Here is a 23,421-nt window from a genome sequence, read left to right on the forward strand (position 1 = left end):
TTAATCGTCTGTGTGCGGGCCGGTCGCGGCGCAAAATCGATTCAGAAACGCGGTGGCAGGGTAGTGCCGTGCGGAATCAACACGCCGCGCAACACCACCCAATCGGTAGGAGACACCCCTGATGACTATTCGCAACCGCAAGCCCCTGATCGCCCTGATCGTCGCCGCCGGCAGCGTGCTGGCCATCCCGGCGATGGCCCAGTCGGCCAAGCAGCAGGCCGCGCAGGCGCAGAACGAGGCCGCTCAGGCCCAGCAGGCGGCTGCACAGGCCGGCCAGGCCGCCGACCAGGCGACCAATGCGGCCGCAGCGGCATCGGCACAGGCCAATGGCGGTGGCCAGACCTGGGCCAGCATCGATACCGATGGCAACGGCACCATCAGCAAGACCGAGGCGCAGGTGAACGCGGGCCTGGCCCAGGTGTTCGACCAGGCCGATACCAACAAGGACGGCGAACTGAGCGCCGATGAGTACAAGGCCTACGTGGCCGCCCAGCAGGCCGGTGCGGGTGGCGCAGCGCAGGGTGCGCAGGGCAGGTAAGTCCTGCATCGGGGCGTATGGGAACCCGGGCGGCTTCGGCCGCCCGGGTTTTTTTCGTCACCATGGCCCCTGTATCCTTGCGCGATGAACACCCCCACGCCTGCGCCGTCGCGCGCCATCGGCCTGGTCGGTTTTGACGGTGACGATACGCTGTGGAAGAGCGAGGACTACTACCGCAAGGCCGAGCAGGATTACCTTGACCTGCTGTCGCGCTATGTCGACGTGCATGACACCCAGACCGCGCGCCACCTGCTGGAAGTGCAGCAGCGCCACCTGGGCACCTTCGGCTACGGCGTGAAGAGCATGACCCTGTCGATGATCGAAGCGGCCATCGACATTACCGGCCAGCGCATCGAGGCCAAGGACATCCAGCGCATCCTGGAGATTGGCCACGACACCCTGCGCCACCCGGTCGAGCTGATCGACGGTGTGCGCGAAGCGGTGGCGGCCATCGCCGAGCACTACCCGGTGGTGCTGATCACCAAGGGCGACCTGTTCCACCAGGAAGCGAAGATCAAGGTCGCCAACCTGGGCGAGCTGTTCCCGCGCATCGAGATCGTTTCCGAGAAGGATCCGGAGACCTACGCCCGCGTGCTGGCCGAATTCGACCTGCCGATGGAGCGCTTCGTGATGGTCGGCAACTCGCTGCGCTCGGACATCGAGCCGGTGGTGACGCTGGGTGGCTGGGGCGTGCATACCCCGTACGCAGTGACCTGGGCCCACGAGACCCAGCATGGCGTGGCCGACGACGAACCGCGCATGGTCACTGCCGATACCGCCCACGACTGGCCGGCCGCACTGGCGGCGATCGAGGCCAAGGCCGCTGCGGCCTGACAGGGCCCGTCGGCTGCGGCAGAATCGGGGCATGAACCACCGATTGCGCGCGCTGATGTTGTCCCTGCTGCTGGCGCCGGCCACCGTGCTGGCCCAGCAGACGGCTGAGCGTTCGGCCACCTATGAAGTGGACACCGGCGACAGCTGGGTCGATGCCCAGCTGCAGGACATCAACCACTACGCCGAACGCTACCCCGACGCCTTCCTCGACGAAGTGTCGCGCTATGCCGACGTGCCGCGCGGCTACATCAGCGCGCTGTTCACCACCCACGGCTGGCAGGCCGGAGACATCTATTTCGCCTGCTTCTGGGCCAAGGCCAGTGGCCAGACCTGCCGCGACAGCGTGCGTGCCTTCAGCCAGGACCCGGAGGGCGGCTGGGAGGCGGTGGTCAAGCGCATGCCCACCAAGCCGGACAATCTGCACTACCGGGCTGTGCGCCATGCCATCGTGGCCAGCTACCAGCACTGGGACCGGCCGATCACCCTGGATGCCACGCTGAAGCGCCAGTTGAAGCGGTAGTGCCGGCCGCTGGCCGGCAATTGCATCCTTTCCAGGCATCCGGGGTTGCCTGCCAGCGGCCGGCACTACCCGGTCATGTTGCTCTGCGTATCGCCGCCGCCGCGCGCTCCGGCGACAATACGGGTCCGAGCTGTTCCCCGTTCCCGTAATCGAGTGACTGATGAGCGCCTCTTTCGTTTCGCCTGATGTGATCCGCCGCCTGTTCGCGCAGGCCATGTCCCGCATGTACCGCACCGAAGTGCCGCTGTACGGCACGCTGGTGGAACTGGTGGAGCGGATCAACGCGCAGGTGCTTGCCCAGGACCCGGCGCTGGCCGCGCAGCTGCAGCGCAACGACGAGCGTGCGCGGCTGGATGAAGAGCGTCATGGCGCGATCCGCGTCGGTACCGTGCAGGAACTGGCGACACTGCGCCGCCTGTTCGCGGTGATGGGCATGTACCCGGTCGGCTACTACGACCTGTCGGTGGCCGGCGTGCCGGTGCACTCCACCGCGTTCCGCCCGCTGACCGGCGCGGCGCTGGCGCAGAATCCGTTCCGTGTGTTCACCTCGCTGCTGCGCCTGGAGCTGATCGAAGACGAAGCCCTGCGTGCCGAGTCGGCGAAGATCCTCGCACGCCGCCACATCTTCACCGACGGCGCGCTGGCGCTGATCGACCAGGCCGAGCGCGACGGTGGCCTGGCGCAGGCCGATGCCGAGCGCTTCGTCGAGCAAGCACTGGAAACCTTCCGCTGGCACGGCGATGCCACGGTCGATCTGCCGACCTACCAGGCACTGCACAACGCGCACCGCCTGGTGGCTGACGTGGTCAGTTTCCGCGGCCCGCACATCAACCACCTGACCCCGCGCACGCTGGACATCGACGCTGCACAGGCGGCAATGATCGAGCACGGCATGGCGGCCAAGGCGGTGATTGAAGGCCCGCCGCGTCGTGCCTGCCCGATCCTGCTGCGCCAGACCAGCTTCAAAGCGCTGGAAGAGGCCGTGCACTTCCCGGATGCCGAAGGGGGTGATGCCGGCACCCATACCGCGCGCTTCGGCGAGATCGAACAACGCGGCCTGGCGCTGACCCCGAAGGGCCGCGCGCTGTACGACCAGCTGTTGTCGCAGGCCCGCGACGCCGGTGGCGAAGGCAGCACCGGCGGCGACTACGGCCAGCGCCTGCAGGCGGTGTTCGCCAGCTTCCCGGATGACCATGACACCCTGCGCCAGGAAGGCCTGGGGTATTACCGCTACCAGCTGACCGACGCTGGCCGCGCCGCGCCGGAGCGCGTGGCCGATCTGCCCGCTGAAGTGCTGGTGGCCGCCGGCCTAGCCACGGCCGATCCGATCGTCTACGAGGATTTCCTGCCGGTCAGTGCCGCGGGCATCTTCCAGTCGAACCTGGGCGGCGAAGAACAGCGCGCCTATGCCGCACATGCCAACCGTGAGGCCTTCGAGCAGGCCTTGGGCGTGGCGGTGAACGACGAGTTCGAGATCTACGAGCGGCTGCAGGCCGAATCGCTGGCGGCGCTGCGCGGGTAAACCGCTTGCCGTGGAGCCGAGCGTGGGCTCGGCTCTACAGGGATTCTGCGGAGCGGCCCCTTTGTAGAGCCGAGCCATGCTCGGCTGCACAGGGAAGGAGAGTCGAGCATGGCTCGACTCTACAGACGCGGGCCTCAGCCCTTCATCGTGCCGGTATCCAGCCAGCGCTGGTGCCACGACAACGCTTCCGGCAGCAGGTGCGGGGTGTGCTTGCCGTAGCTCTCACGGCTGGCACGGTCGAAGTAATCCTGCAGCTGCGGGCGGAAGTCCGGGTGGGCGCAGTTGTCGATCAGCACCTGCGCGCGCTTGCGCGGGGTCAGGCCGCGCAGATCGGCCAGGCCCTGTTCGGTCACGATCACCGACACATCGTGCTCGGTGTGGTCGACATGGCTGGCCATCGGCACGATCGCCGAGATGGTGCCGTTCTTGGCGGTGGACGGGCTCAGGAACGCCGACAGGAAACCGTTGCGGGCAAAGTCACCGGAACCGCCGATGCCGTTCATGATCCGCGTGCCCATCACGTGCGTCGAATTGACGTTGCCGTAGATGTCCACCTCGATCATGCCGTTCATGCCGATGCAGCCCAGGCGGCGCACCAGTTCCGGGTGGTTGGAGATTTCCTGCGTGCGCATGATGATGCGCTCGCGGTAGAAATCGATGTTCTCCTTGAATGTCTCGTTGGCCTGCGGGCTCAGCGCGAAGCCGGTGCACGAGGCGTAGCTCAGCACGCCGTCGCGCAGCAGGTCGAGCATGCCGTCCTGGATCACTTCGGTGAACGCGGTCAGGTCGCGGAAACCACTCTTGGCCAGGCCGGCCAGCACGGCGTTGGGGATGTTGCCCACGCCCGACTGCAACGGCAGCAGGCTCGGCGGCAGGCGACCCTTCTTCACCTCGTGCTTGAGGAACTCGATCAGGTGCGAAGCGATCTGCTCGCTGGTCGCGTCGATCGGGCTGAACGGGCTGTTGCGGTCCGGGCCGTTGGTACGCACCACGGCCACGATCTTGTCCGGGTCGCAGCGCAGCGCGGTGTCGCCGATGCGGTCGTTGGCGTTCACCAGCGGAATCGGCTTGCGATGCGGCGGCAGCGCGGTGCCGTAGTAGATGTCATGCATGCCGTCGACGCCGGCCGGCTGCCATTCGTTGACCTCGACGATCACCTTCCTGGCCAGGTCCAGCCAGGTCTTGTTGTTGCCGACCGAGGTGGAAGGCACCAGCGAACCATCTTCGCGGATGGCCGAGACTTCGATGACGGCGGTATCGATCTCGCCATAGAAGCCGAACCACACGTGCTGGGCGACGTGGCTGAGGTGGATGTCGATGTAATCCAGCTTGCCTTCGTTGATGCGGTTGCGCGCATCCGGGTCGCTCTGGAACGGCATGCGCATGGCGATGCCATCGGCCTTGGCCAGCGCGCCATCGAGTTCCGGCGCGGTCGAGGCGCCGGTCATCAGCTTGATCTGGAAGGGATTGCCCTGGGCATGCACCGCTTCGATGCGGCGGGCCAGTTCGACGGGAACGGCCTTGGGATACCCGGAGCCGGTAAAGCCGCTCATGGCCACGGTTTCACCGGGCTGGATCAGCGCGGCTGCGGCCTCGGCGGAGACCACGCGGTCACGGAGACGCGCGTTGGCGATGCGATCAACAGACATGACGACAGTGTTTCTGGGGGGAATCCCGATTATCGGCCATCCTCATCCGTACGGGGGGTTCTACCTTTGTGGAATGGCTTTTCCCCCAGGGGCTCACCCATACCCACCGGTTCTGTTTTGCAGTGCAGCGTGCAAAGTGCTTTCGCAGCCCGCACGATGGCCCTGCATCCCGACGTGGGGGAGGGAGCAGAGCCCGCTGGCAGTTCGCTGCAAGCGGGCTTTTTTATTGCCTGTCGCCCAGTATGAATACGCGGCTCCCGGTATCGGTAGTGCCACCCGGCGGCCGGCAACCCCCAGTAACCTTCGGCAGGATCATCGGATTTGCTGGCCAGCGGCCGGCACTACTGGGTCCGTTGCGCCCCAGCCGGGTCGATACAATCAGACCCATGACCCTCGCCCCCGCTGACCTGCCCGCCGCCCTGCAGCCTCTTGTCGACCGCGCGCTGGCGCGCTTGGCCCAGGTCCTGCCCGAGCCCATCCCGCCCGATCTGCTGCCGCTGCTGAGCCGGTTGGCGGTGACCAGCGACTTCGCGCTGGACACGCTGGTGCGGCAACCGGCCCTGCTGGCGCAGCTGGCCGCGCCCGGCTGCCCGCCGATCCCGGCCCCGGTGCTCGATCCGCTGCAACCCAGCGACTGGCCGGCACAGCTTCGGCGCTGGCGCACGGCGATGTCCACGCGGCTGATCTGGCGCGATCTGACCGGTCTGGACGACGTGGCACAGACCCTGGCCGGCGCCACCACCCTCGCCGAGGACTGCCTGCGGCTGGCGCTGGACGCGCTGCAGCAGGAATTCGCCCAGCGGCACGGTGTGGTCCGCGATGGCGAAGGCGCCGCGCAGCAGCTGGTGGTGTTCGGCCTCGGCAAGCTCGGCGGCGGCGAGCTCAACTTCAGTTCCGATATCGACCTGGTCTACGCCTATCCGCACGGCGGCGAATCCGACGGCCCGCGCGCGCTGGCCGCTGAAGAGTATTTCGCCCGCCTCGGCCAGCGCCTGGCCAAGCTGCTGGACGAAACCACCGTCGATGGCTTCAGCCACCGCGTCGACCTGCGCCTGCGCCCGTTCGGCAGCGCCGGCCGCGTCGCGCTGTCGTTCGCGGCGATGGACCAGTATTTCCAGCGCGAAGGCCGCGACTGGGAGCGCTATGCGTGGCTGAAGGCGCGCGCGGTCGCCGGTGATATCGAGGCCGGCGAAGCGTGGCTGCAGACCCTGCGCCCGTTCGTGTACCGCCGCTACCTGGATTTCACTGCGCTCGATGGCCTGCGCGAGATGAAGGCGGCGATCACCGCCGAAGTCGCGCGCCGCGAGCTGCACGAAGACATCAAGCGCGGCGCCGGTGGCATCCGCGAGATCGAGTTCCTGTGCCAGGCGCTGCAGCTGATCCGCGGTGGCCGCGAACCTGCGCTGCGCGAGCGCCGCCTGCTGGTGGCGCTGGACGCGCTGGTGGCTGCGGGGCAGATCGCGCCCGAGGACGGCAGTGCGCTGCGCGAGGCCTACCTGTTCCTGCGCCGGCTGGAGAACCGCCTGCAGATGCTGCGCGATGCGCAGACCCACGTGCTGCCCAGCGATGCACTGGACCGGCAGCGCATCGCCGTCGGCCTCGGCTACGCGGACTGGGACGTGTTGCGCGCGGCGCTGGCCGAACAGCAGCAGCGGGTCAGTACCGAATTCGCGGCGCTGCTGGCACCGCGCAAGGGCCAGGCCGCGCCCGACGCGCTGGCCAATTACTGGCGTAGCCTGCCCGAGGCCAGCAACGCGCCGTTGCTGGCCGAAGCCGGTTTCCTCGATGCCAATGGCGCCGACCAGTCATTGCGTGATTTCGCGCAGGGCACCGGCGTGAAGTCATTGTCCGATGCCGCGCGTGCGCGGCTGGATCGCGTACTGCCCGCGTTGCTGCATGCGGCCACGCGTTCGCCGCAACCCGACGCCGCGCTCAGGCGCGTGCTTGGCCTGCTGCAGGCGGTGCTGCGCCGGACCAGCTATCTCGCGCTGCTGGACGAACAGCCCAGCGCGCTGGCGCGGTTGGTCGACGTGCTGGCGCGCAGCGCGCTGCTGGCCGAGCGGCTGGCCGCGTACCCGCTGCTGCTGGACGAACTGCTGGACGTGCGCGTGTCCGGGCCGATGCCCGATGCGGCCGGCATGCTGGCCGAGTGCCAGCAGGTGCTGGCGGTGGAAGATCCCGAATCCGCACTGCGCTGGCTCAACGAGACGCGGCTGGCGCTCAGCTTCCGCATGGCGATGGCCACGCTGGATGGCCGCCAGGGTGCGGTGGACAGCACGCGGCAACTGGCCGAGCTGGCGCAGGCGGTGGTCACCACCGTGCTGGCGATGGCCGAGGCGGACATGCGCGCCGCGCACGGCGGGATTCCCGGTGGACGTTTCGCGATCATCGGCTACGGCAGCCTCGGCGGGCTTGAGCTGGGCTTCGGTTCCGACCTGGACCTGGTGTTCCTGCACGACAATCCGGCCGGCGTGGAGGCCAGCGATGGCGCACGTCCGCTGGAACCGGGGCGCTGGTATGCGCGGCTGGCGCAGAAGGTGATGGCGCTGCTCGGTGCGGTCACCGCCGCCGGCCGTCTGTACGACATCGACGTGCGCCTGCGCCCGGATGGCGGCAAGGGTTCACTGGTGTCTTCGTTGGCCAGCTACACCGAATACCAGCGCGAACGCGCGTGGACCTGGGAACACCAGGCCTTGGTACGTGCACGCGGCGTGGCCGGTGATGCCAGCCTGCTGGCCGATTTCGAACAGGTGCGTGCACAGACGCTGGGGCGTGAGCGCGATGCCGGTGTGCTGTATGCCGATGTGCTGAAGATGCGCGGCCGCATGCGCACTGAACTGGACCGCAGCGACGCCGCGCGGCTGGACCTGAAACAGGGTGCCGGTGGCGTGGTGGACCTGGAGTTCCTGCTGCAGACCGGCGTGCTGGCGCGTAGTGCGCAGCATCCCGCGCTGCTGCAGCCGCGCGATACACCGTCGTTGATCGATGCGTTGGCGGTTGCCGGTTTCCTGCCGGAAGACACTGCGCAAGCACTGCATGGCGCGCATGCCACGCTGCTGGATGTCGGCCTGGCCTGCACGCTGGACCGGCGCCCGCGACTGGCACCGACCACGCCGGCCATTGAAGAGGCGTGTGCAGCGATTACGGCGGCGTGCAGAGCGGCAGAGCTGCCGTTCGCCTGAGTGCCGGATGGCGGAGGACTGCAGTTGGTAGATGCCAACCTTGGTTGGCATGAATGCCAAGCGCCAACCAAGGTTGACGACTTCCGGATCAATGGCCCTTCGATGGCCCGCTCCTGGTAGGTGCCGACCGTTGGTCGGCACAATCTGTCGGCAGCGATGAGTTCTGCAGGGCGTGCCGACCAACGGTCGGCACCCACCGGCTCGATGGCCCTTCGATGGCCCGCCGTTGGTAGATGCCAACCTTGGTTGGCATGAATGCCAAGCGCCAACCAAGGTTGACGACTACCGGATCAATGGCCCTGCGATGGCCCGCTCCTGGTAGGTGCCGACCGTTGGTCGGCACAATCTGTCGGCAGCGATGAGTTCTGCAGGGCGTGCCGACCAACGGTCGGCACCTACCAGCTCGATGGCCCTTCGATGGCCCGCCGTTGGTAGATGCCAACCTTGGTTGGCATGAATGCCAAGCGCCAACCAAGGTTGGCGACTACCGGCTCAATGGCCCTGCGATGGCCCGCTCCTGGTAGGTGCCGACCGTTGGTCGGCACAATCTGTCGGCAGCGATGAGTTCTGCAGGGCGTGCCGACCAACGGTCGGCACCTACCAGAGCGTGTGCGGTCAGCTGGTCGCGCGCAGCGGCGCCATCTTCCACAGCAGCGCGCGGAATGGGGCCAGCAGGCACACGCCGATCGCCAGCTTCACCGCCAGGTCCCCGGCCGCCCAGCTCACCCACGGCAGGGTGGAACCGGCAAATGCGATCGACCAGAAAATCGTGGTATCCACCGTCGCGCTGCAGGTCGTGGCCACCATCGGTGCGCGCCACCAGCTGCCACGGCGCAGGCGGTCGAACACGGTGATGTCCAGCAACTGCGCCACGATGAAGGCCGAGCACGAGGCAACGGCGATGCGCGGCGTGGCCACCCAGATCGACAACAGCACCGCCACCGCGAAGCCGATCCACGCTACGCGGCGCGCCGGGCCCGGGCCGAAGCGGCGGTTGATCAGGTTGCTGACCAGGAACGCGACCGGATAACTGAAGGCCCCCCAGGTCAGCCAGTCGTTGATCGGGTACTGCACCAGCACGTTGGACAGCAGCACCACCGCGCCCATCGCCAATACCGCCAGCACCAGGGCGCGGGCGGTCAGCGGGGCAAACACAGGGGCAGGACGCACGGACATCGCGAGCCAGGGGGGACAAAGGGGATCGCCCATTATCCGCCCGGCCCGCGGCAAAGCCAAAACCGCTTGTTCAGCTTTACAGCGCTTCGCTCATCACATCGCCCGCGGCATAGGCGGTGGGGACGTAAGCCAGCGCCTGGCCCTGTGCGCTCTTCACGGTCCAGCCGGCACCGGCCTCGGTGGGGTCGAAATGCACCTGCTGGCCGACCACGAAGGCCGCCGTCTGGTCTTCATGCACGCGCGCCGGCCAGCGCAGGGTGGCGGTTTGATCGGCCTTGTCGGGCACCTGCAGCTGCACCTGGCGCTCGCCCGCCGCCGTGGTCTCCACCTTTTTCACTTCCATCGGTGGCAGCGGCACCGCCTTGGTGCGGGCAGCCCTGGCATTGCGTTCGCTGGCCTTGAACGGCGCCTTGGACAGTTCGGACAGGCCCGCCGACGCAGCGAGCGGCACCGAGACCACGATCAGCGAGGTGATCAGCACGCTGGCTTCGCTGCTGTTCAACTCCGGCGCGGCACCGGCATGGACGGTGGGCACCAGCAGCGCGGAGAGCAGCAGGGCAGAAGCGGGAACGCGCAGGCAACGGAACATGGAGACCTCCTGGTCAGCGTGGGGACGGCGGCTCAGCGCCGGGTATCGAAGATATCGCGCGGGCCGGTGGCCTCGGGCAGGTATTCCAGCGGGCGGCCCTGGTTGTCCTTCAGCTGCCAGCCCTGGTCGTTGCCGGTCGGCTCGAAATTCACGGTCTGGCCTACGGTGAACTGCACGGCCGGGTCGCCGATGCCGCGCGGATACTGCATCGATGCGGTGTTCTGCGGATCGTTGGCATCACGCAGCAGCACTTCGCGGCGGCCATCGACGGTGGTGGCGATGGCACTCACCTCCATCTGCGGCAGCTTGATCTGCTGCGGGCGGGTCAGCGGCCGGCCGGCGTCGGCCGCATCCTGGGCTTCCTTCGCTGCTGCGGCGCGGGCCGAGGCCACCATCTGCGTGGACATTTCCAGGCTCGGTCCCTGCGGGCCCGGGTCATGGATGATCACGATGCGGCGTTCGGCGTGGGCGGCCGTCGACCAGGCCAGGCCGGTGACGATCACCATCGACAACACAGAGGCAAGCAGCGGACGCATGTCGTTCTCCTAGCGGAATTCAGGGGGCGGCGGCAGTGGCACCGGCCACCGGCACGTGGGGGATCACCAGTTCCTGCTGCAGCTGGCTGCGCTGGTGCAGGAAGTCGAACACCGATTCCACCGTCACCACCGAATAGTTGCCGGAGATGCGTTCGCCGGCCGGATGGTCGGTGGTGGTGGCGTTGGCCACGAACAGGCGCGCACCCACGCGCTTGCCGAGGCCGATATGCAGCACGCTGGGCTGGTACTTCTGCTGGCGCAGCCACTGCTGTGCCTGTTCGCGCTTGACGATGGCCGGCGCGCCTTCGGCCTGCGCCATCGCCGCCGCCAGCACTTCCAGCACCCACTGGTTGGAGTTCTGGTAGTCGGTGGCGAACGGGTAGGCGACCACGTTGTACTTCGCTTCGTGCAGCGCCTTGGGCTGGATCGAGGGCGGCACCAGCATCGCGCGCAGCGCCGCACGCAACGGCGCCGACGGCACGCCGATGCGCAGGTCGGTATGGCCGCCGCTCTCGCCGACGAAGTTGCCCAGGCCCTCGTGGTACAGCTGCGAGCGGTCGGTCTTGCAGCGGTTGAGCAGGTGCATCGCGCGCCAGCGGCCGTCGTCCTCGCGCAGCAGGAACGCCAGGTGGCTGTGGCGCAGGCCGTAGCGGCTCAGGTCCTGGCCACCGCGCGCGGCCACCGCCACGTCCACCTCGGGCAGCGCGTCCAGGCGTTCGGCGGTGGTCCAGGCCACATCCAGCATCGCCGCCTGCGAGGCCACGCTCGGGTAGCGCTCGCGGCAGGCGGTGCTGTCGGCCCAGGCCGGTGCGGTCGCCAGCAGGCTGGCGATCAGCAGCGCGGCGCGGCGCAGGCGGGAAAAACGATCCATGTCGGTACCTTCAACTGCGGGCAGGCCCGCGCGCCGATCATACGCTGCTCAGCGCAGCGGGCGATCGACGCCCTTGCGCTGGAGTTCCCTGTCGCAGGCATCGCTGATCGGCGCGATCGGCAGCGGCGGGCGCTCGCCCGTCTTCGGATCGCGCAGCGCCGGCTGTTCGCGGTACGCGTCCAGCTGCTGCTGGCATTGATAGGAGATCGGGTCCAGCTCGGTGGGCGCGGTCGAACACGCGGCGAGCAGGGCCAGGGGCAGCAGGAGCAGGGTACGCATGAAGGCATTCGGTCCGATGGGGGACACCGGACTCTAACGATATGGGTGGATTGAAATGTTCAGAAATCGCTGTGCACCCCGGTAGTGCCGGCCGCTGGCCGGCATCGGCAGGGTGTTCGGTAATGCGTGCAGCGTTGCCGGCCAGCGGCCGGCACTACCCCAAGGCCAGGCGCTGCTTCACTTCCGCCGCCACCCGCGCGGTCTCGCGCAGTGGCTCGATGCGGTCGTATTGCCAGTCCAGCCAGTGCGGCTGCAAGCGCCCGCGTTCGCGCAACTGCTGCTGGAAACGGGCCAGCCGGCCCTGCGCGGTATCGGCCAGTGCCACCATCACCGGCATGCGCGTGGCGCAGGCCTCAGAGAGCAGGTTCACCGAATCGGGCGACACCACCACGCGGTTGGCCCAGCCGAGCAGGCCACCATAGGGATTGGTACCGTCGCCACCATCGCCCCAGATCACGTGCGGCAGGCCGACGAACTTCGCGCGCAGGATCTCGGCCAATGCCGGCGGCGTGCGTCGCGAGGTGGTCGCCAGCAGGCTGCCGCCTTCGCTGCGGATCTGCTCGGCCAGCGCCTGGAATACGCCGACCATCGCCGTCTCGTCCCACGGCGCCAGCGGCGTCGGCCCGCCGACCAGCAGTGCGGTGCGCGGGCCGGGCAGGGTGCTGAAGCCGGCGAACGCGGCGCGGCCCCAGGCCAGCCAGTCGTCGTCCACCGGGTTGAGGCTGCCGAGCAGGGTCAGCACATTGCTGCCGCGCAGGGCATCGTGTTCCGGCACCACCACCACGTCCCAATGGCGGGCGCTGATGCGCGGGTCGAGGATCTGCACCACCTGGCTGCCGCGTGCACGCAGCACGCGCAGGGCACCGGCCGCCTGGCGACCACAGCCGATCGCCAGTGCCGGCGCCTCGGCCGCCAGCGTCGCCAAGGCCTCGCCGTAGCCATTCACATCGCCGGGCAGGCGCCGCGGTGACAGCCAGCGCCAGGGTGCGCGCGGTTGCAGGAGCAGCGGTCGGTGGGTGCCCTGGCGCAGTGCCGAGGCCAGCGCGACCGCCTGGCGGACATTGCCCGCACGGCCGTCAGTGACCGTCCATGGCGCGCTCGATCGTTTCACCATTGGCATTAATTCGTTTCAGCCCTGCTGGGTGTTGCAACAGTCGCGACACTCTACACTGCGGCTCGTCGTTTCGCCCCGCGCCGCCCGCGGGCACTGACTTCCTTTCGCCGCCCTGGAGATCCACCGATGTCCCACGCGCTCGACGCCGCCGCCCTTGACCAGCTGTTCCGTACGGCCCGCACCCAGAACGCCTTCCTCGACAAGCCGGTCCCCGAGAGCCTGCTGAAGGAACTGTACGACCTGGTGAAGTGGGGCCCCACCGCGGCCAACACCACGCCGGCGCGCTTCGTCTTCGTTACCTCGAAGGAGGCCAAGGACAAGCTGGCCCCGGCGCTGTCCGAAGGCAACCTGGCCAAGACCATGGCCGCGCCGGTCACCGTCATCATCGGTTTCGACCTGGACTTCCACGAGAAGCTGCCGTACCTGTTCCCGCACACCGATGCCAAGGCCTGGTTCGATGGCCCGCAGGAAGGCCGCCACGAAGCCGCCATCCGCAACGGCAGCCTGCAGGGCGCCTACCTGATCCTGGCTGCGCGCGCGCTGGGCCTGGATGCCGGCCCGATGTCCGGCTTCGACCCGGCCAAGGTCGACGAAGCCTTCTTCGCCGGCACCTCCATCAAGTCGAATTTCCTGGTCAACCTGGGTTACGGTGATCCGGCGGGCCTGTTCCCGCGCCTGCCGCGCCTGTCGTTCGACGAAGCGGCGCGCATCGCGTAAGTCGCTGTATCGGTTTCGGGCCCGCTGTTCCGCGGCGGGCCATTGCTGCACCGTGTACCCACCCTACGATCCGGAGAGTTCCTCAGATGAGCGCCACCCGTAAACTGCTGCTGCCGCTGGCCCTGACCCTGGCCATCGCCGCCTGCTCCAAGCCGGCCGATACCGCTGCCCCGGCGGCCGATGCCGCCGCCCCGGCCACCACCGAGCAGGCCGCCACCCCGGCCGCTGATGCCGCTGCTGCCGCGCCGGCCGCCGAAGCGATCAAGATCGCCTCGGGCACCTACAAGCTGGACCCGAGCCACACCGACGTGCTGGCGCAGTGGAGCCACTTCGGCTTCTCCAACCCGAGCGCGCACTTCGGCAACGTCGAAGGCACCCTGGTGTACAACGCCGAAGACGTGACCAAGTCCACCGTGGAAGTGAAGCTGCCGCTGAGCGGCCTGAACAGCTTCACCGCCAAGTTCGACGAGCACCTGAAGAGCGCCGATTTCTTCGACGCCGCCAAATTCGCCGATGCCACCTTCAAGAGCACCAAGGTGGAAGCGGCCGGCACCAACAAGCTGACCGTCACCGGCGACCTGACCATCAAGGGCATCACCAAGCCGGTCACCCTGGACGTCACCGTCAACGGCGGCGGCGAGCACCCGATGGCCAAGGTTCCGGCGGCCGGCTTCGATGCCACCACCACCCTGAAGCGCAGCGATTTCGGCGTCGGCGCCTATGCCCCGAACGTCAGCGATGAAGTGAAGATCCGCATCACCACCGAAGCCACCGGCGAAAAGCCGGCGGCCTGATGCACCCAACTCACTCGTCGTGAGAAGGCAGAAGGCCCGCTGAAAAGCGGGCCTTCTTTTTGGGTTCCGGTAGAGCCGGCCGCTGGCCGGCTGGGCGCGGGGCGCCGATGTTCCTGGGGTTGCCGGCCAGCGGCCGGCACTACCACGTCGGTGGGTGCGGACCGTTGGTCCGCACGATCCCTCAGCGCAACGCGCCCAACCACGCCACGCACGCCTCGCTCGGACTCTGCTTGGCCTTCACCGTCATCCCGCTCACCCGCACGAACGTCTGCGCCGCCTGCGCCACCACCTGGCGTGCGATCAGCGCCGCCTGCTTCGTCGCAGCCTGCTGCTTGCGCAGCTGCACGATGTTGATCGAAGGCCGACCCACCGGCGCGTACTTCTGGTCGCGGCGCAGCACGTCGGCCACCTGCGCCACTTCGAATTCGGCCTGCAGGTAGCGGTGCTGTGCTTCCACCAGCTCGCGCAGCGGCGCGCGCAGTGCAGCGGTGTCGGCGAAGGCGGCCAGGGCCGCGTCGCAGGCAGCGTCATCAGCGAAGCGGGCACGCAGCGCGTCCACGCTGGCCAGGGTCAGTTTGGCCATGTGGGCCTCGTTGCTGCAGGAAATGAGCGCGATTGTCGCATTGCTTGCCGGCGGATGCGTTGAACCGGGCGATGGAATACCTGTAGAGCCGAGCCCACGCTCGGCTCATCGCGCGTAGCGCGAGGGTTTTCCGATGGCGGAACGAAGAGCAGCCGAGCGTGGGCTCGGCTCTACAATGGCCCGCTGTATCACCCACGGAAGTGCGCGAAGGCCTGCTCCGCGGCATGGTGGAAGACACGCTGGTGGACAAGGCGGGCACCCTCGGCCTGGAGCCCAAGGTGGTGCGCGAGGCGCTGACCATGCACGTGGATGAGCTGCTGCATACCCGTGGCGTGCTGCGGCTGGTGAAGGCGCAGATCAACGGCATGATGCCCGGCGTGTACGTCGGGCTGCTGCTGCCGGTGCTGATCATCGCCCTGCTGGTGGCGCTGGAGATATGGGCCGCGAAGCGGTTCGGGTGGACGCGGCAGGGGGCGCCCAGTGCTCCTGTAGAGCCGAGCCCACGCTCGGCTCATCGCGCGTAGCGCGAGGGTGGATCGAAAAGCAGCCGAGCTTGGGCTCGGCTCTACATGGTCAAGGGCGTGCGGACCAACGGTCCACACCCACCCAGGAAGGTGCGTCAAAGGCGTGCGGACCAACGGTCCGCACCCACCAAGCAGGGTCCGCACCCACCGGTTGCCCGGTCAATCGCCGTCGGTTTCGTCCGGGTGGGCCTTCCAGTAGCCGGTGGAACGAATCCAGTCGCGCGGCACGCCCAGGTGGCCTTCGATGAACTTGCGCATCATCCGCGCGCGGCGTGATTCGGTGGCGATCCAGTAGAAGACATCGCCGTCCGGGGCCTCGAAGTCGGTCAGCATGTCTTCCAGCAGGGTGCTGCTGGCCGCCGGGAAGCCGTTGCGCTCCAGCCAGTGGATGCGCACGTTCTCGTACTGCGGCAGGTCCTGGCGCTCGTCCTCGTCGCGCACTTCAATGAAGGCCTGCACCTCGGCACCGTCCGGCAGCACGTCCAGCCATCGGGCGATGGCCGGCAGCGCAGTTTCATCGCCGATCAGCACATAGGCATCGTAGGTGTCGGCCACCACGAACGAGCCGCGCGGGCCGCCGATCACCAGCATGTCGCCCGGCTGTGCGCGTTCGGCCCACGGCCCGGCCACGCCCTGGTCGTGCAGCACGAAGTCGATGGCCAGCTCGCCGCGCTCGTGGTCCCACCAGCGCGGGGTGTAGTCACGGGCGGGCGAGGGCTCCTTGCCGGCCGGGTAGCTGCGGCCTTCGGCGGTCAGCACCGGCAGCACCATCTCGCCCGCAGCGTTGGGGAAGAACAGCTTGATGTGGTCGTCGGCGCCGGGCGAATCGAAGCCGGCCAGGTCGTCGCCACCCAGCACGATGCGGCGCATGTGCGGGGTGACCTCTTCAGTGCGCAGCACGGTCAGTTCACGGAAGCGCACATCCAGGCGCAGGCGCGTGTTGTTGTGTTCGGTCATGGGGGTTACCTGTAAGGGCGTCGCGCGGGGGCGCGCGGCATGGGGGAGACCTGGCTGGAGTCAGTCTGGCTGGGTCGTTGAAAAGGGTTGGCTCTCGCCACCGGTAGTACCGTTGAGCAGGGCCGAGGCCCGCGTCAGCAGTGCCGCCACTTCGTCCGCCTCACCCTCGGCCCAGCGGCCGTGGTGATGCACCAGCGCCCGCTTGAACTCGCGCAGGGCCGCGGCCAGCGGCGGCGGCAGCGAGGCCTTGGTGATCTCGCGGGCACGGTCGAAGGCACGCCGCTGCGCCAGGCGCACCTGGGTGCGCTGCACCTTCAGCTCGAACTCGCCAGCGGCGGTGATGCGGAAGATCCGCTTGCCATCCACTTCCTCGGCCTCGATCCAGCCGGCCTGCTCGAAGCTGGCCAGTAGCGGGTACATGGTGCCGGCGCTGGGTGTGTAGGCCTGCATGAACTGGTTGCTGATCAGCTGCATCAGCTCGTAGCCATGGCGTGGCTGCTCGCCGATCAGGGCCAGCACCAGCAGGCGCAGGTCGCCGCGGCTGAGCACCCGTGGCTGGCCGTTGCGGCGGGGCACCGCCGAATCGGTGGAACGGGTTCTGGGAGAGGAGGCACGGCTCATTTCGATATATCGGTAAACGAGTGCGCAAACGATATATCGATACGTCGAAAGCGACAACATCCGATCCGGCCACAAGCAGGTGCGATTTGGGCCACGGCCGGCCGCGTGCGCACAGCAAAAGGGGCGCCCCCTGTGAGGCGCCCCGGCGATGCTGTGGAAGGGAGCAGGGCCATCGGGCCCATCACTCGCGACCCACCCTGGGCCCGCGACTGGCAGCGATCCAGAGGCAGGTGCGACATGTTGTCGCCGGTTCAGAACCGCTGCCCGGCGCCCACCTACGGCGGTGCCGGAGTTGCCCTACAACCGTCATCGGCAGCAGTAACACTGCGTCCTGCACATGGGCGCAGCGGCCCGCAAGCGACAGCCCGCGCCGCCGCCAAGGCCCGCCGCAGGGCCGTCAGCGGGCGCGGCAAGCCCCTTGCGGACACTGGCCGGTTGCATCCATACGCCTGCGTAGCCAAGTGACGAAAGCCCTTGGTGCGCTACACTTTGCGGTCTAGAAATCTATACAACAGTCGCGCGCGTGCGTGCGGTTATGGGAGCGCTAATGAACTGGTTGAACGAGGTGCTGAACAACGACCCGAATCCTGTGGAAACCCAGGAGTGGATCGAGTCGTTGAAGGCCGTTATTGATGTCGAGGGCTCCGAGCGCGCGCATCAGCTGCTGGAAGGCATGGTGGAACTGACCCGTCGTTCGGGCGCCTACCTGCCGTTCTCTCCCACCACCGAATACGTCAATACCATCGAACCGCAGTTCGAGGCCAAGAGCCCGGGCAACGCCGAGTTGGAATGGCGCATCCGTTCGATCATCCGCTGGAACGCGATGGCCACCGTGGTGCGCGCCAACCGCAAGCCGGGTGACCTGGGCGGCCACATCGCCTCGTTCGCCTCCGGCGCCACCCTGTACGACGTGGGCTTCAACCACTTCTGGCGCGCCCCCAGCGAGAACCACCCGGGCGACCTGCTGTTCATCCAGGGCCACAGCGCCCCGGGCATCTACGCGCGTTCCTTCCTGGAAGGCCGCATCAGCGAAGAGCAGCTGGACAAGTTCCGCATGGAAGTGGACGGCGGTGGCCTGTCCTCGTACCCGCACCCGTGGCTGATGCCGGACTACTGGCAGACCCCGACCGTGTCGATGGGCCTGGGCCCGCTGGCCGCCATCTACCAGGCGCAGTTCATGCGCTACCTGGAAAACCGTGGCCTGATCGAGAAGTCCGACCGCAAGGTGTGGTGCTTCATCGGCGACGGCGAGAGCGACGAGCCGGAAACCCTGGGTGCCATCGCGCTGGCCGGCCGTGAAGGCCTGGACAACCTGATCTTCGTGGTGAACTGCAACCTGCAGCGCCTGGACGGCCCGGTGCGCGGCAACGGCAAGATCATCCAGGAACTGGAAGGCGTGTTCCGTGGCGGCGGCTGGAACGTGATCAAGCTGCTGTGGGGCGGTTACTGGGATGCCCTGCTGGCCAAGGACACCAACGGCGTCCTGAAGAAGCTGATGATGGAAACCGTCGACGGCGAATACCAGAACTGCAAGGCCTTCGGCGGCGCCTATACCCGCGAGCATTTCTTCGGCAAGTACCCGGAAACCGCCGCGATGGTCGCCGGCCTGAGCGACGACGATATCTGGCGCCTGAACCGTGGTGGCCACGACCCGCACAAGGTGTACGCCGCCTACCACCAGGCCGTGAACACCAAGGGCATGCCGACCGTCATCCTGGCCAAGACCGTGAAGGGTTACGGCATGGGCAGCGCCGGTGAGGCACTGAACCCGACCCACCAGACCAAGAAGCTGGACGACGAAGCGGTGCGCCACTTCCGCGACCGCTTCAACATTCCGGTGACCGACGCGCAGCTGGCCGACGGCCAGGTGCCGTTCTACCACCCGGGCCCGGATTCGCCGGAAGTGCAGTACCTGCAGGAACGCCGTGCCGCGCTGGGCGGTTACCTGCCGCAGCGCCGCCGCAAGGCCGACAAGACCTTCGTGGCGCCGAAGCTGGAAGCGTACGAGCGCCTGCTGAAGAGCAGCGGCGAGCGCAGCTACTCCACCACCATGGCGTTCGTGCAGAGCCTGAACATCACCCTGCGTGACAAGGAACTGGGCCCGCACATCGTGCCGATCGTGGCCGACGAAGCCCGTACCTTCGGCATGGAAGGCCTGTTCCGCCAGATCGGCATCTACGCGCCGTTCGGCCAGAAGTACAAGCCGGTGGACGCGGACCAGCTGATGTTCTACCGCGAAGACCAGAGCGGCCAGGTGCTGCAGCAGGGCATCAGCGAACCGGGTGCGATCAGCTCGTGGATGGCCGCCGGTACCAGCTACTCGGTCAGCAACGTGCCGATGCTGCCGTTCTACATCTACTACTCGATGTTCGGCTTCCAGCGCGTGGGCGACATCGCCTGGCAGGCCGCCGACATGCGTACGCGCGGCTTCCTGCTGGGTGGCACCGCCGGCCGCACCACGCTGAACGGTGAAGGCCTGCAGCACGAAGATGGCTTCAGCCATCTGGTGGCCGGTGGCATCCCCAACGTGCGCAGCTACGACCCGACCTTCGGCTTCGAAGTGACGGTGATCCTGCAGCACGGCACCAAGCGCATGATGGAAGATCAGGTGGACGAGTATTACTACGTCACCCTGATGAACGAGAACTACACCCACCCGGAAATGCCGGAAGGCGCGGCCGAGGGCATCGTCAAGGGCATGTACCTGCTGACCGACGCCGGCAAGCCGAAGAAGGGCGAGCTGCGCGTGCAGCTGCTGGGCTCCGGCACCATCCTGCGCGAAGCCATTGCCGCGGCCGAGTTGCTGGACAAGGACTTCGGCGTGACCGCCGACATCTGGAGCTGCCCGAGCTTCAACGAACTGCGTCGCGATGGTTTCGACGTGGAACGTGCCAACCGCCTGCATCCGGAAGGTGAGCAGCGCAAGGCCTACGTGACCGAGCTGCTGGAAGGCCGCCAGGGCCCGGCGATTGCCGCCACCGACTATGTGCGTGCGTACGCGGACCAGATCCGTGCGTTCGTGCCGATGAGCTACACGGTGCTGGGTACGGATGGGTTTGGTCGCTCGGATACGCGTGCGAACCTGCGCCGGTTCTTTGAGGTTGACCGGTACTACATCGCGCATGCCGCGATTGCGGCGCTGGCGAAGGAAGGGAAGATGACCGCGAAGGACGTGGCCCGGGCGATCAAGCAGTACAAGATTGATCCGGAGAAGGCTAATCCTGTTGGGGTTTGATTCTCTCGGCGTTTCGTAATAAAAGGGCGATCATCTGATCGCCCTTCTTTTTTGATAGACAAGATAGGAGCCAAGGAATGCTCACCACGGACGAAGAAGTTGCGGTAACAGTGGCGATGCGCGAAGGACAACGTCGCGCGGCCAATGCGGTTCGTGAGTATCTTGAAAGGGACTACGCAGGCACGTCATTCTTGGTCGTAATGCCTACCGGCGCGGGAAAGTCAGGACTGATAGCCTCCGTCTGCCAGTCTCAGCCCCGCGGGCCGATCGTTGTACTCAGCCCCCGAGCGGCAGTCTGCCGGCAGCTCGTAGACGACATATCAGGTAGGTTCTTCTCAGAGAGGGGCGTAGTCGTAGAGTCGCTTCGCGAAGTCGACCAACTCGGCGGAGAAATCAAGGATGACTGCATATACGTAGGTACGTTCCAAAAGCTGATTCGAATGGAGTCAACTAAACTCCGCCGCCTAGCTGAAGACTGCTCGCTGCTGATCGTTGATGAGGGCCACTCGGAACCGGCTCCCCTTTGGGGAAGGGCCGTTCGGCAGTTTAACTGCCACAAAATAATAGTGACGGCGACACCATATCGAAATGACTTGTTCCAATTCGACATTGGCCTTGATTCAACCTGCTGCTACACATTCAAGCAAGCGGTCGAGCATCAAGTCATTGCACCGCCGGCATTCGAGCCGTGCACTGTTGCGGATGCCGTCCGCCGCACATTGATCTTTTTATCAGATAACCCTTCCACGAAGGCAATCGTGAAGGCGAAGAGCCTCGAGGATATTAAGAGGCTGAAGGGTCTAATGGAAGCCGCGGGTCTCAGTACCATGGCAATTCACCAAAGGTTACCGGAGGATGTCTCCGCTGGAACCGCAAGATCTGTCCCGCCTGGGTTGAGCTCGCTAGATGTTCGAGTGGTGATTCACCAAAGAAAGCTGGATGAGGGCGTAGACCTTCCTTCCGCAAAGTTGTGTGTCCTCACTTATCCAGTGGCAAGCGGTCGAGAGCTCGTGCAGACCATTGGAAGAATCGTGCGAAAGTTCGAGGGCATACAGCCACTGGTGCTTGACTGCGGCTCATCCAGCAACACAAAGATGTGGGACAACTACCTCGAGTTTGACTCGTCCATCTCCACAGATACAGGATGGGCCAAGTTCGTTAATTCTCTTGACACGGCTAAGCTGATCGAGAGCTACCTCGATACGTTTCCCCAGTACATGTACCTGGGTGCGACCTTCAGGGAGAAGTTCGAGCTATTGAGCCTAGATGTGGATAAAGATATCCGCGTGCCCACCGCATCCGTATGCTTCCTGGGGGTAGAGGAGGGCTTCACCATCGAGTCCTTTGTTGACGCCATGCTTTGGAGGAATCATCACGCTGGGGAATTGGCGAAATGCTATGACTCGGCACACGGATTCAAAGTGGTCGCATCCATACAGTTCGAGAGCTCCAAGTATCTGAGGAGTAAGTTGTTCTTCGAACCCTCTCTTCATGTGGTAATTGTGAAGAAGATTGGCGACTATTTGGCAGTATTCGACAGTCGCTCAATAAATCATGCGGGGGACTCTGTTCTTGGTACCAAGCAGCCCGTCGACCCTCAGCGACTATTTAATCTTTCAGCTCGCGGTGCTGCAACTAGAGTAAAGGAAATGCATGCGAGATCGATAAGCACGGCAAGAAGGAGGCCAGAGCGAGTTTCGCATGTCGGACCGGAACTAACTGCGACTTATTCAGGCCAGTCGGCAGCCAGTTATGCTCTCTCCGTAACGAAGGTCGAAAATCTTGACTTAACACACAGTGTCGAGAGTAGCTACTATCTTAGTGTCGGATCCGGACGAGTCTCTGATCAGAAAGTTGGCTCATTTGACCTGGAGCGCCTGTCGGAATGGGTCGACGAGGTGGTGGCTGTGTTGGATCAGGATGCCTCGCCACTGAGCCCGGTGATCGGCGCGTTTGCTCTGCCTGTCGATGCGATGACGGTTGACGGACCTCTGTCTATGACTATCGATTTCACGGATCTACCGGCGGGCGCCAAGGTTGTCTCCGGCGCAAAATCTGAGCCGCTTGACTCAGGATTTCTCTTTCTAGATTGTCCAGATTGGAGTGTAAAGATCGGACCGTCGAAGCTGAGCTTTTCCTATATGGAAGGCGAGGGGAAGGTGGTCTTCGCTGCAAACTCAGGCGTTAAGTTGGTCTCGCCCAATGGCGAGGCTGTATCACTCGCTCAAGACTTGAATACAAGGTCGCTGAAGATCCTCTTCGCCGATGGTGTCTCATACGTAGATGGGAGGTTTTACAAGTCAGCTTTGCCGACGACAGCGGGACTTGAGCTGGAAAATACCGTCATAGGGTCGTCAATTTATCCTGTTCCTGAGCTTCAGTTGGCAGGCCTGTCCGAGAAGGGACTTTTTCAGGGTAATGAATATGTTGGGACTACCGCGGAAAAATTTGATGCGGACTCAGTATTTAATCTTATCGATAGCATAGCCCGCGGCAACGATAAAAAATATGGTTCGATCCAGTACGGTGTGCTAAGGAGGTTGGTTCCTGACATCGATCTCGTGGTCTGCACCGATATGGGTACGGAGGCAGCAGACTTCATAGTTTCTTCACCAAAGGCGCTTTGCTTTGTACATGTGAAGTGCGGCGACTCAAAGCGTCCAAAGTCGCCAGCCGGTGCCCTTGCCGAAGTGGGGGCTCAGGCGATAAAGAACATTGAATACTTGATTTCGTCGAGCGAATCGCTGTCATTCGGGAATGAAGGACGGCTTGCCCTACCTTGGCCCCATAACGGCGCAATCAATAAGCTCAAACACCGGTTGCGATTCTTGGCTAAGGACGGCGTAGAGCGCAAGATTCCATCAACGCCAAGAGCTTACTCTTCGTGCATCGCCGCTGCAGTTGAAACCATAAAGAAGCGGCGGAGTTCACCCGGATGCAAGAAGGAAGTGTGGATCGTAGTCGCAAACTCTTTTTCTTACAGTTCGTTTAAGAATGAAATTAAGAAAGGGGGGGCGGCTAAGGCGGAATCACTCCAAGCGTATCAATTAATAGACGCATGGCTGGCGGTCTGTAGTGCAAATGACGTGGACCTTAAAATCATGGTCTCACCATAGTATGGAGATGGCCGCCACCCGCCAAGCGCAGCTTTGATCGCTAAGAATTGCCGAACACTTACTA

The 23,421-nt window shown here is 65.5% G+C and carries 19 protein-coding genes and 1 pseudogene; 10 read left to right on the forward strand and 10 right to left on the reverse strand.

Features of this window, described 5'->3' with window-relative positions; all coding sequences use genetic code 11:
• The first annotated feature begins 121 nt into the window (after nt 1-121).
• The 4 genes from AB839_RS05275 to AB839_RS05290 all read left to right on the forward strand — a co-directional run bounded on the left by AB839_RS05275 (nt 122) and on the right by AB839_RS05290 (nt 3,414).
• Nucleotides 122-538 carry an EF-hand domain-containing protein gene (locus tag AB839_RS05275; RefSeq protein WP_019662197.1) on the forward strand — a complete coding sequence of 139 codons (417 nt, stop codon included), beginning with the start codon at nt 122-124 and terminating at the stop codon, nt 536-538.
• Nucleotides 539-622: 84 nt separating this feature from the next.
• The gene (locus AB839_RS05280; protein ID WP_061478563.1) at nt 623-1,372 is read left to right on the forward strand and encodes an HAD family hydrolase; all 750 of its coding nucleotides are present in this window, start codon (nt 623-625) and stop codon (nt 1,370-1,372) included.
• A gap of 31 nt (nt 1,373-1,403) precedes the next feature.
• Nucleotides 1,404-1,892, forward strand: coding sequence for a hypothetical protein (locus AB839_RS05285; protein WP_061478564.1), 489 nt, complete (start codon nt 1,404-1,406; stop codon nt 1,890-1,892).
• Nucleotides 1,893-2,052: 160 nt separating this feature from the next.
• Nucleotides 2,053-3,414, forward strand: a complete 1,362-nt coding sequence (locus AB839_RS05290) for a VOC family protein (protein WP_061478565.1) — start codon at nt 2,053-2,055, stop codon at nt 3,412-3,414.
• 134 nt (nt 3,415-3,548) lie between these two features.
• On the opposite strand, the gene AB839_RS05295 is transcribed toward AB839_RS05290, so the two are convergent.
• A complete protein-coding gene (locus AB839_RS05295; protein WP_061478566.1) occupies nt 3,549-5,063 on the reverse strand; it encodes an acetyl-CoA hydrolase/transferase family protein in 1,515 nt (504 codons plus the stop codon).
• A 386-nt stretch (nt 5,064-5,449) separates the two neighbouring features.
• Between AB839_RS05295 and glnE the strand changes: the two genes are divergently transcribed.
• Nucleotides 5,450-8,245, forward strand: coding sequence for a bifunctional [glutamate--ammonia ligase]-adenylyl-L-tyrosine phosphorylase/[glutamate--ammonia-ligase] adenylyltransferase (gene glnE, locus AB839_RS05300; protein ID WP_061478567.1), 2,796 nt, complete (start codon nt 5,450-5,452; stop codon nt 8,243-8,245).
• Nucleotides 8,246-8,860: 615 nt separating this feature from the next.
• Here glnE and AB839_RS05305 read toward each other — a convergent pair.
• The 6 genes from AB839_RS05305 to AB839_RS05330 form a co-directional block, all read right to left on the reverse strand.
• Complete coding sequence (locus tag AB839_RS05305; RefSeq protein WP_005415040.1) at nt 8,861-9,421, reverse strand: queuosine precursor transporter; 561 nt, start codon at nt 9,419-9,421, stop codon at nt 8,861-8,863.
• A 76-nt stretch (nt 9,422-9,497) separates the two neighbouring features.
• The gene (locus AB839_RS05310) at nt 9,498-10,010 is read right to left on the reverse strand and encodes a hypothetical protein (protein ID WP_061478568.1); all 513 of its coding nucleotides are present in this window, start codon (nt 10,008-10,010) and stop codon (nt 9,498-9,500) included.
• A 32-nt stretch (nt 10,011-10,042) separates the two neighbouring features.
• On the reverse strand, nt 10,043-10,546 hold the full coding sequence (locus AB839_RS05315) for a hypothetical protein (protein WP_061478569.1): 504 nt from the start codon (nt 10,544-10,546) through the stop codon (nt 10,043-10,045).
• A 19-nt stretch (nt 10,547-10,565) separates the two neighbouring features.
• Nucleotides 10,566-11,417 carry a DUF2145 domain-containing protein gene (locus AB839_RS05320; protein ID WP_061478570.1) on the reverse strand — a complete coding sequence of 284 codons (852 nt, stop codon included), beginning with the start codon at nt 11,415-11,417 and terminating at the stop codon, nt 10,566-10,568.
• Nucleotides 11,418-11,465: 48 nt separating this feature from the next.
• Nucleotides 11,466-11,696, reverse strand: a complete 231-nt coding sequence (locus AB839_RS05325) for a hypothetical protein (RefSeq protein ID WP_005415044.1) — start codon at nt 11,694-11,696, stop codon at nt 11,466-11,468.
• A 154-nt stretch (nt 11,697-11,850) separates the two neighbouring features.
• The gene (locus tag AB839_RS05330) at nt 11,851-12,810 is read right to left on the reverse strand and encodes a mitochondrial fission ELM1 family protein (protein WP_061478571.1); all 960 of its coding nucleotides are present in this window, start codon (nt 12,808-12,810) and stop codon (nt 11,851-11,853) included.
• Nucleotides 12,811-12,936: 126 nt separating this feature from the next.
• Between AB839_RS05330 and AB839_RS05335 the strand changes: the two genes are divergently transcribed.
• The gene (locus AB839_RS05335; protein ID WP_005415046.1) at nt 12,937-13,527 is read left to right on the forward strand and encodes a malonic semialdehyde reductase; all 591 of its coding nucleotides are present in this window, start codon (nt 12,937-12,939) and stop codon (nt 13,525-13,527) included.
• Nucleotides 13,528-13,613: 86 nt separating this feature from the next.
• Nucleotides 13,614-14,321, forward strand: coding sequence for a YceI family protein (locus tag AB839_RS05340; protein WP_005415047.1), 708 nt, complete (start codon nt 13,614-13,616; stop codon nt 14,319-14,321).
• Between the two features lie 181 nt (nt 14,322-14,502).
• Here AB839_RS05340 and AB839_RS05345 read toward each other — a convergent pair whose 3' ends face one another.
• A complete protein-coding gene (locus AB839_RS05345; RefSeq protein ID WP_061478572.1) occupies nt 14,503-14,904 on the reverse strand; it encodes a hypothetical protein in 402 nt (133 codons plus the stop codon).
• A 197-nt stretch (nt 14,905-15,101) separates the two neighbouring features.
• On the opposite strand from AB839_RS05345, the pseudogene AB839_RS05350 reads away from it, so the two are divergent.
• Nucleotides 15,102-15,428, forward strand: a pseudogene (locus AB839_RS05350) (hypothetical protein); the annotation flags it as partial.
• 159 nt (nt 15,429-15,587) lie between these two features.
• On the opposite strand, the gene AB839_RS05355 reads toward AB839_RS05350, so the two are convergent.
• Nucleotides 15,588-16,385, reverse strand: coding sequence for a siderophore-interacting protein (locus tag AB839_RS05355; RefSeq protein ID WP_061478573.1), 798 nt, complete (start codon nt 16,383-16,385; stop codon nt 15,588-15,590).
• Nucleotides 16,386-16,445: 60 nt separating this feature from the next.
• A complete protein-coding gene (locus tag AB839_RS05360) occupies nt 16,446-17,006 on the reverse strand; it encodes a PadR family transcriptional regulator (protein WP_061478574.1) in 561 nt (186 codons plus the stop codon).
• A gap of 547 nt (nt 17,007-17,553) precedes the next feature.
• Here AB839_RS05360 and aceE point away from each other — a divergent pair.
• Entirely contained in the window at nt 17,554-20,241 is a 2,688-nt protein-coding gene (gene aceE, locus AB839_RS05365) for a pyruvate dehydrogenase (acetyl-transferring), homodimeric type (protein WP_012478970.1), read from the forward strand.
• Nucleotides 20,242-20,318: 77 nt separating this feature from the next.
• A complete protein-coding gene (locus AB839_RS05370; protein ID WP_061478575.1) occupies nt 20,319-23,357 on the forward strand; it encodes a DEAD/DEAH box helicase family protein in 3,039 nt (1,012 codons plus the stop codon).
• The last annotated feature ends 64 nt before the right edge of the window (nt 23,358-23,421 follow it).

It is taken from the genome of Stenotrophomonas sp. DDT-1, assembly GCF_001580555.1.
In the GTDB taxonomy this organism is placed as follows: domain Bacteria; phylum Pseudomonadota; class Gammaproteobacteria; order Xanthomonadales; family Xanthomonadaceae; genus Stenotrophomonas; species Stenotrophomonas sepilia.

Excerpts from the sequence above, each read along its gene's own strand:
- AB839_RS05275 (WP_019662197.1), top strand. The coding sequence starts at position 122 with ATGACTATTCGCAACCGCAAGCCCCTGATCGCCCTGATCGTCGCCGCC.
- AB839_RS05280 (WP_061478563.1), top strand. The coding sequence starts at position 623 with ATGAACACCCCCACGCCTGCGCCGTCGCGCGCCATCGGCCTGGTCGGT.
- AB839_RS05285 (WP_061478564.1), top strand. The coding sequence starts at position 1,404 with ATGAACCACCGATTGCGCGCGCTGATGTTGTCCCTGCTGCTGGCGCCG.
- AB839_RS05290 (WP_061478565.1), top strand. The coding sequence starts at position 2,053 with ATGAGCGCCTCTTTCGTTTCGCCTGATGTGATCCGCCGCCTGTTCGCG.
- AB839_RS05295 (WP_061478566.1), bottom strand. The coding sequence starts at position 5,063 with ATGTCTGTTGATCGCATCGCCAACGCGCGTCTCCGTGACCGCGTGGTC.
- glnE (WP_061478567.1), top strand. The coding sequence starts at position 5,450 with ATGACCCTCGCCCCCGCTGACCTGCCCGCCGCCCTGCAGCCTCTTGTC.
- AB839_RS05305 (WP_005415040.1), bottom strand. The coding sequence starts at position 9,421 with ATGTCCGTGCGTCCTGCCCCTGTGTTTGCCCCGCTGACCGCCCGCGCC.
- AB839_RS05310 (WP_061478568.1), bottom strand. The coding sequence starts at position 10,010 with ATGTTCCGTTGCCTGCGCGTTCCCGCTTCTGCCCTGCTGCTCTCCGCG.
- AB839_RS05315 (WP_061478569.1), bottom strand. The coding sequence starts at position 10,546 with ATGCGTCCGCTGCTTGCCTCTGTGTTGTCGATGGTGATCGTCACCGGC.
- AB839_RS05320 (WP_061478570.1), bottom strand. The coding sequence starts at position 11,417 with ATGGATCGTTTTTCCCGCCTGCGCCGCGCCGCGCTGCTGATCGCCAGC.
- AB839_RS05325 (WP_005415044.1), bottom strand. The coding sequence starts at position 11,696 with ATGCGTACCCTGCTCCTGCTGCCCCTGGCCCTGCTCGCCGCGTGTTCG.
- AB839_RS05330 (WP_061478571.1), bottom strand. The coding sequence starts at position 12,810 with ATGGTGAAACGATCGAGCGCGCCATGGACGGTCACTGACGGCCGTGCG.
- AB839_RS05335 (WP_005415046.1), top strand. The coding sequence starts at position 12,937 with ATGTCCCACGCGCTCGACGCCGCCGCCCTTGACCAGCTGTTCCGTACG.
- AB839_RS05340 (WP_005415047.1), top strand. The coding sequence starts at position 13,614 with ATGAGCGCCACCCGTAAACTGCTGCTGCCGCTGGCCCTGACCCTGGCC.
- AB839_RS05345 (WP_061478572.1), bottom strand. The coding sequence starts at position 14,904 with ATGGCCAAACTGACCCTGGCCAGCGTGGACGCGCTGCGTGCCCGCTTC.
- AB839_RS05355 (WP_061478573.1), bottom strand. The coding sequence starts at position 16,385 with ATGACCGAACACAACAACACGCGCCTGCGCCTGGATGTGCGCTTCCGT.
- AB839_RS05360 (WP_061478574.1), bottom strand. The coding sequence starts at position 17,006 with ATGAGCCGTGCCTCCTCTCCCAGAACCCGTTCCACCGATTCGGCGGTG.
- aceE (WP_012478970.1), top strand. The coding sequence starts at position 17,554 with ATGAACTGGTTGAACGAGGTGCTGAACAACGACCCGAATCCTGTGGAA.
- AB839_RS05370 (WP_061478575.1), top strand. The coding sequence starts at position 20,319 with ATGCTCACCACGGACGAAGAAGTTGCGGTAACAGTGGCGATGCGCGAA.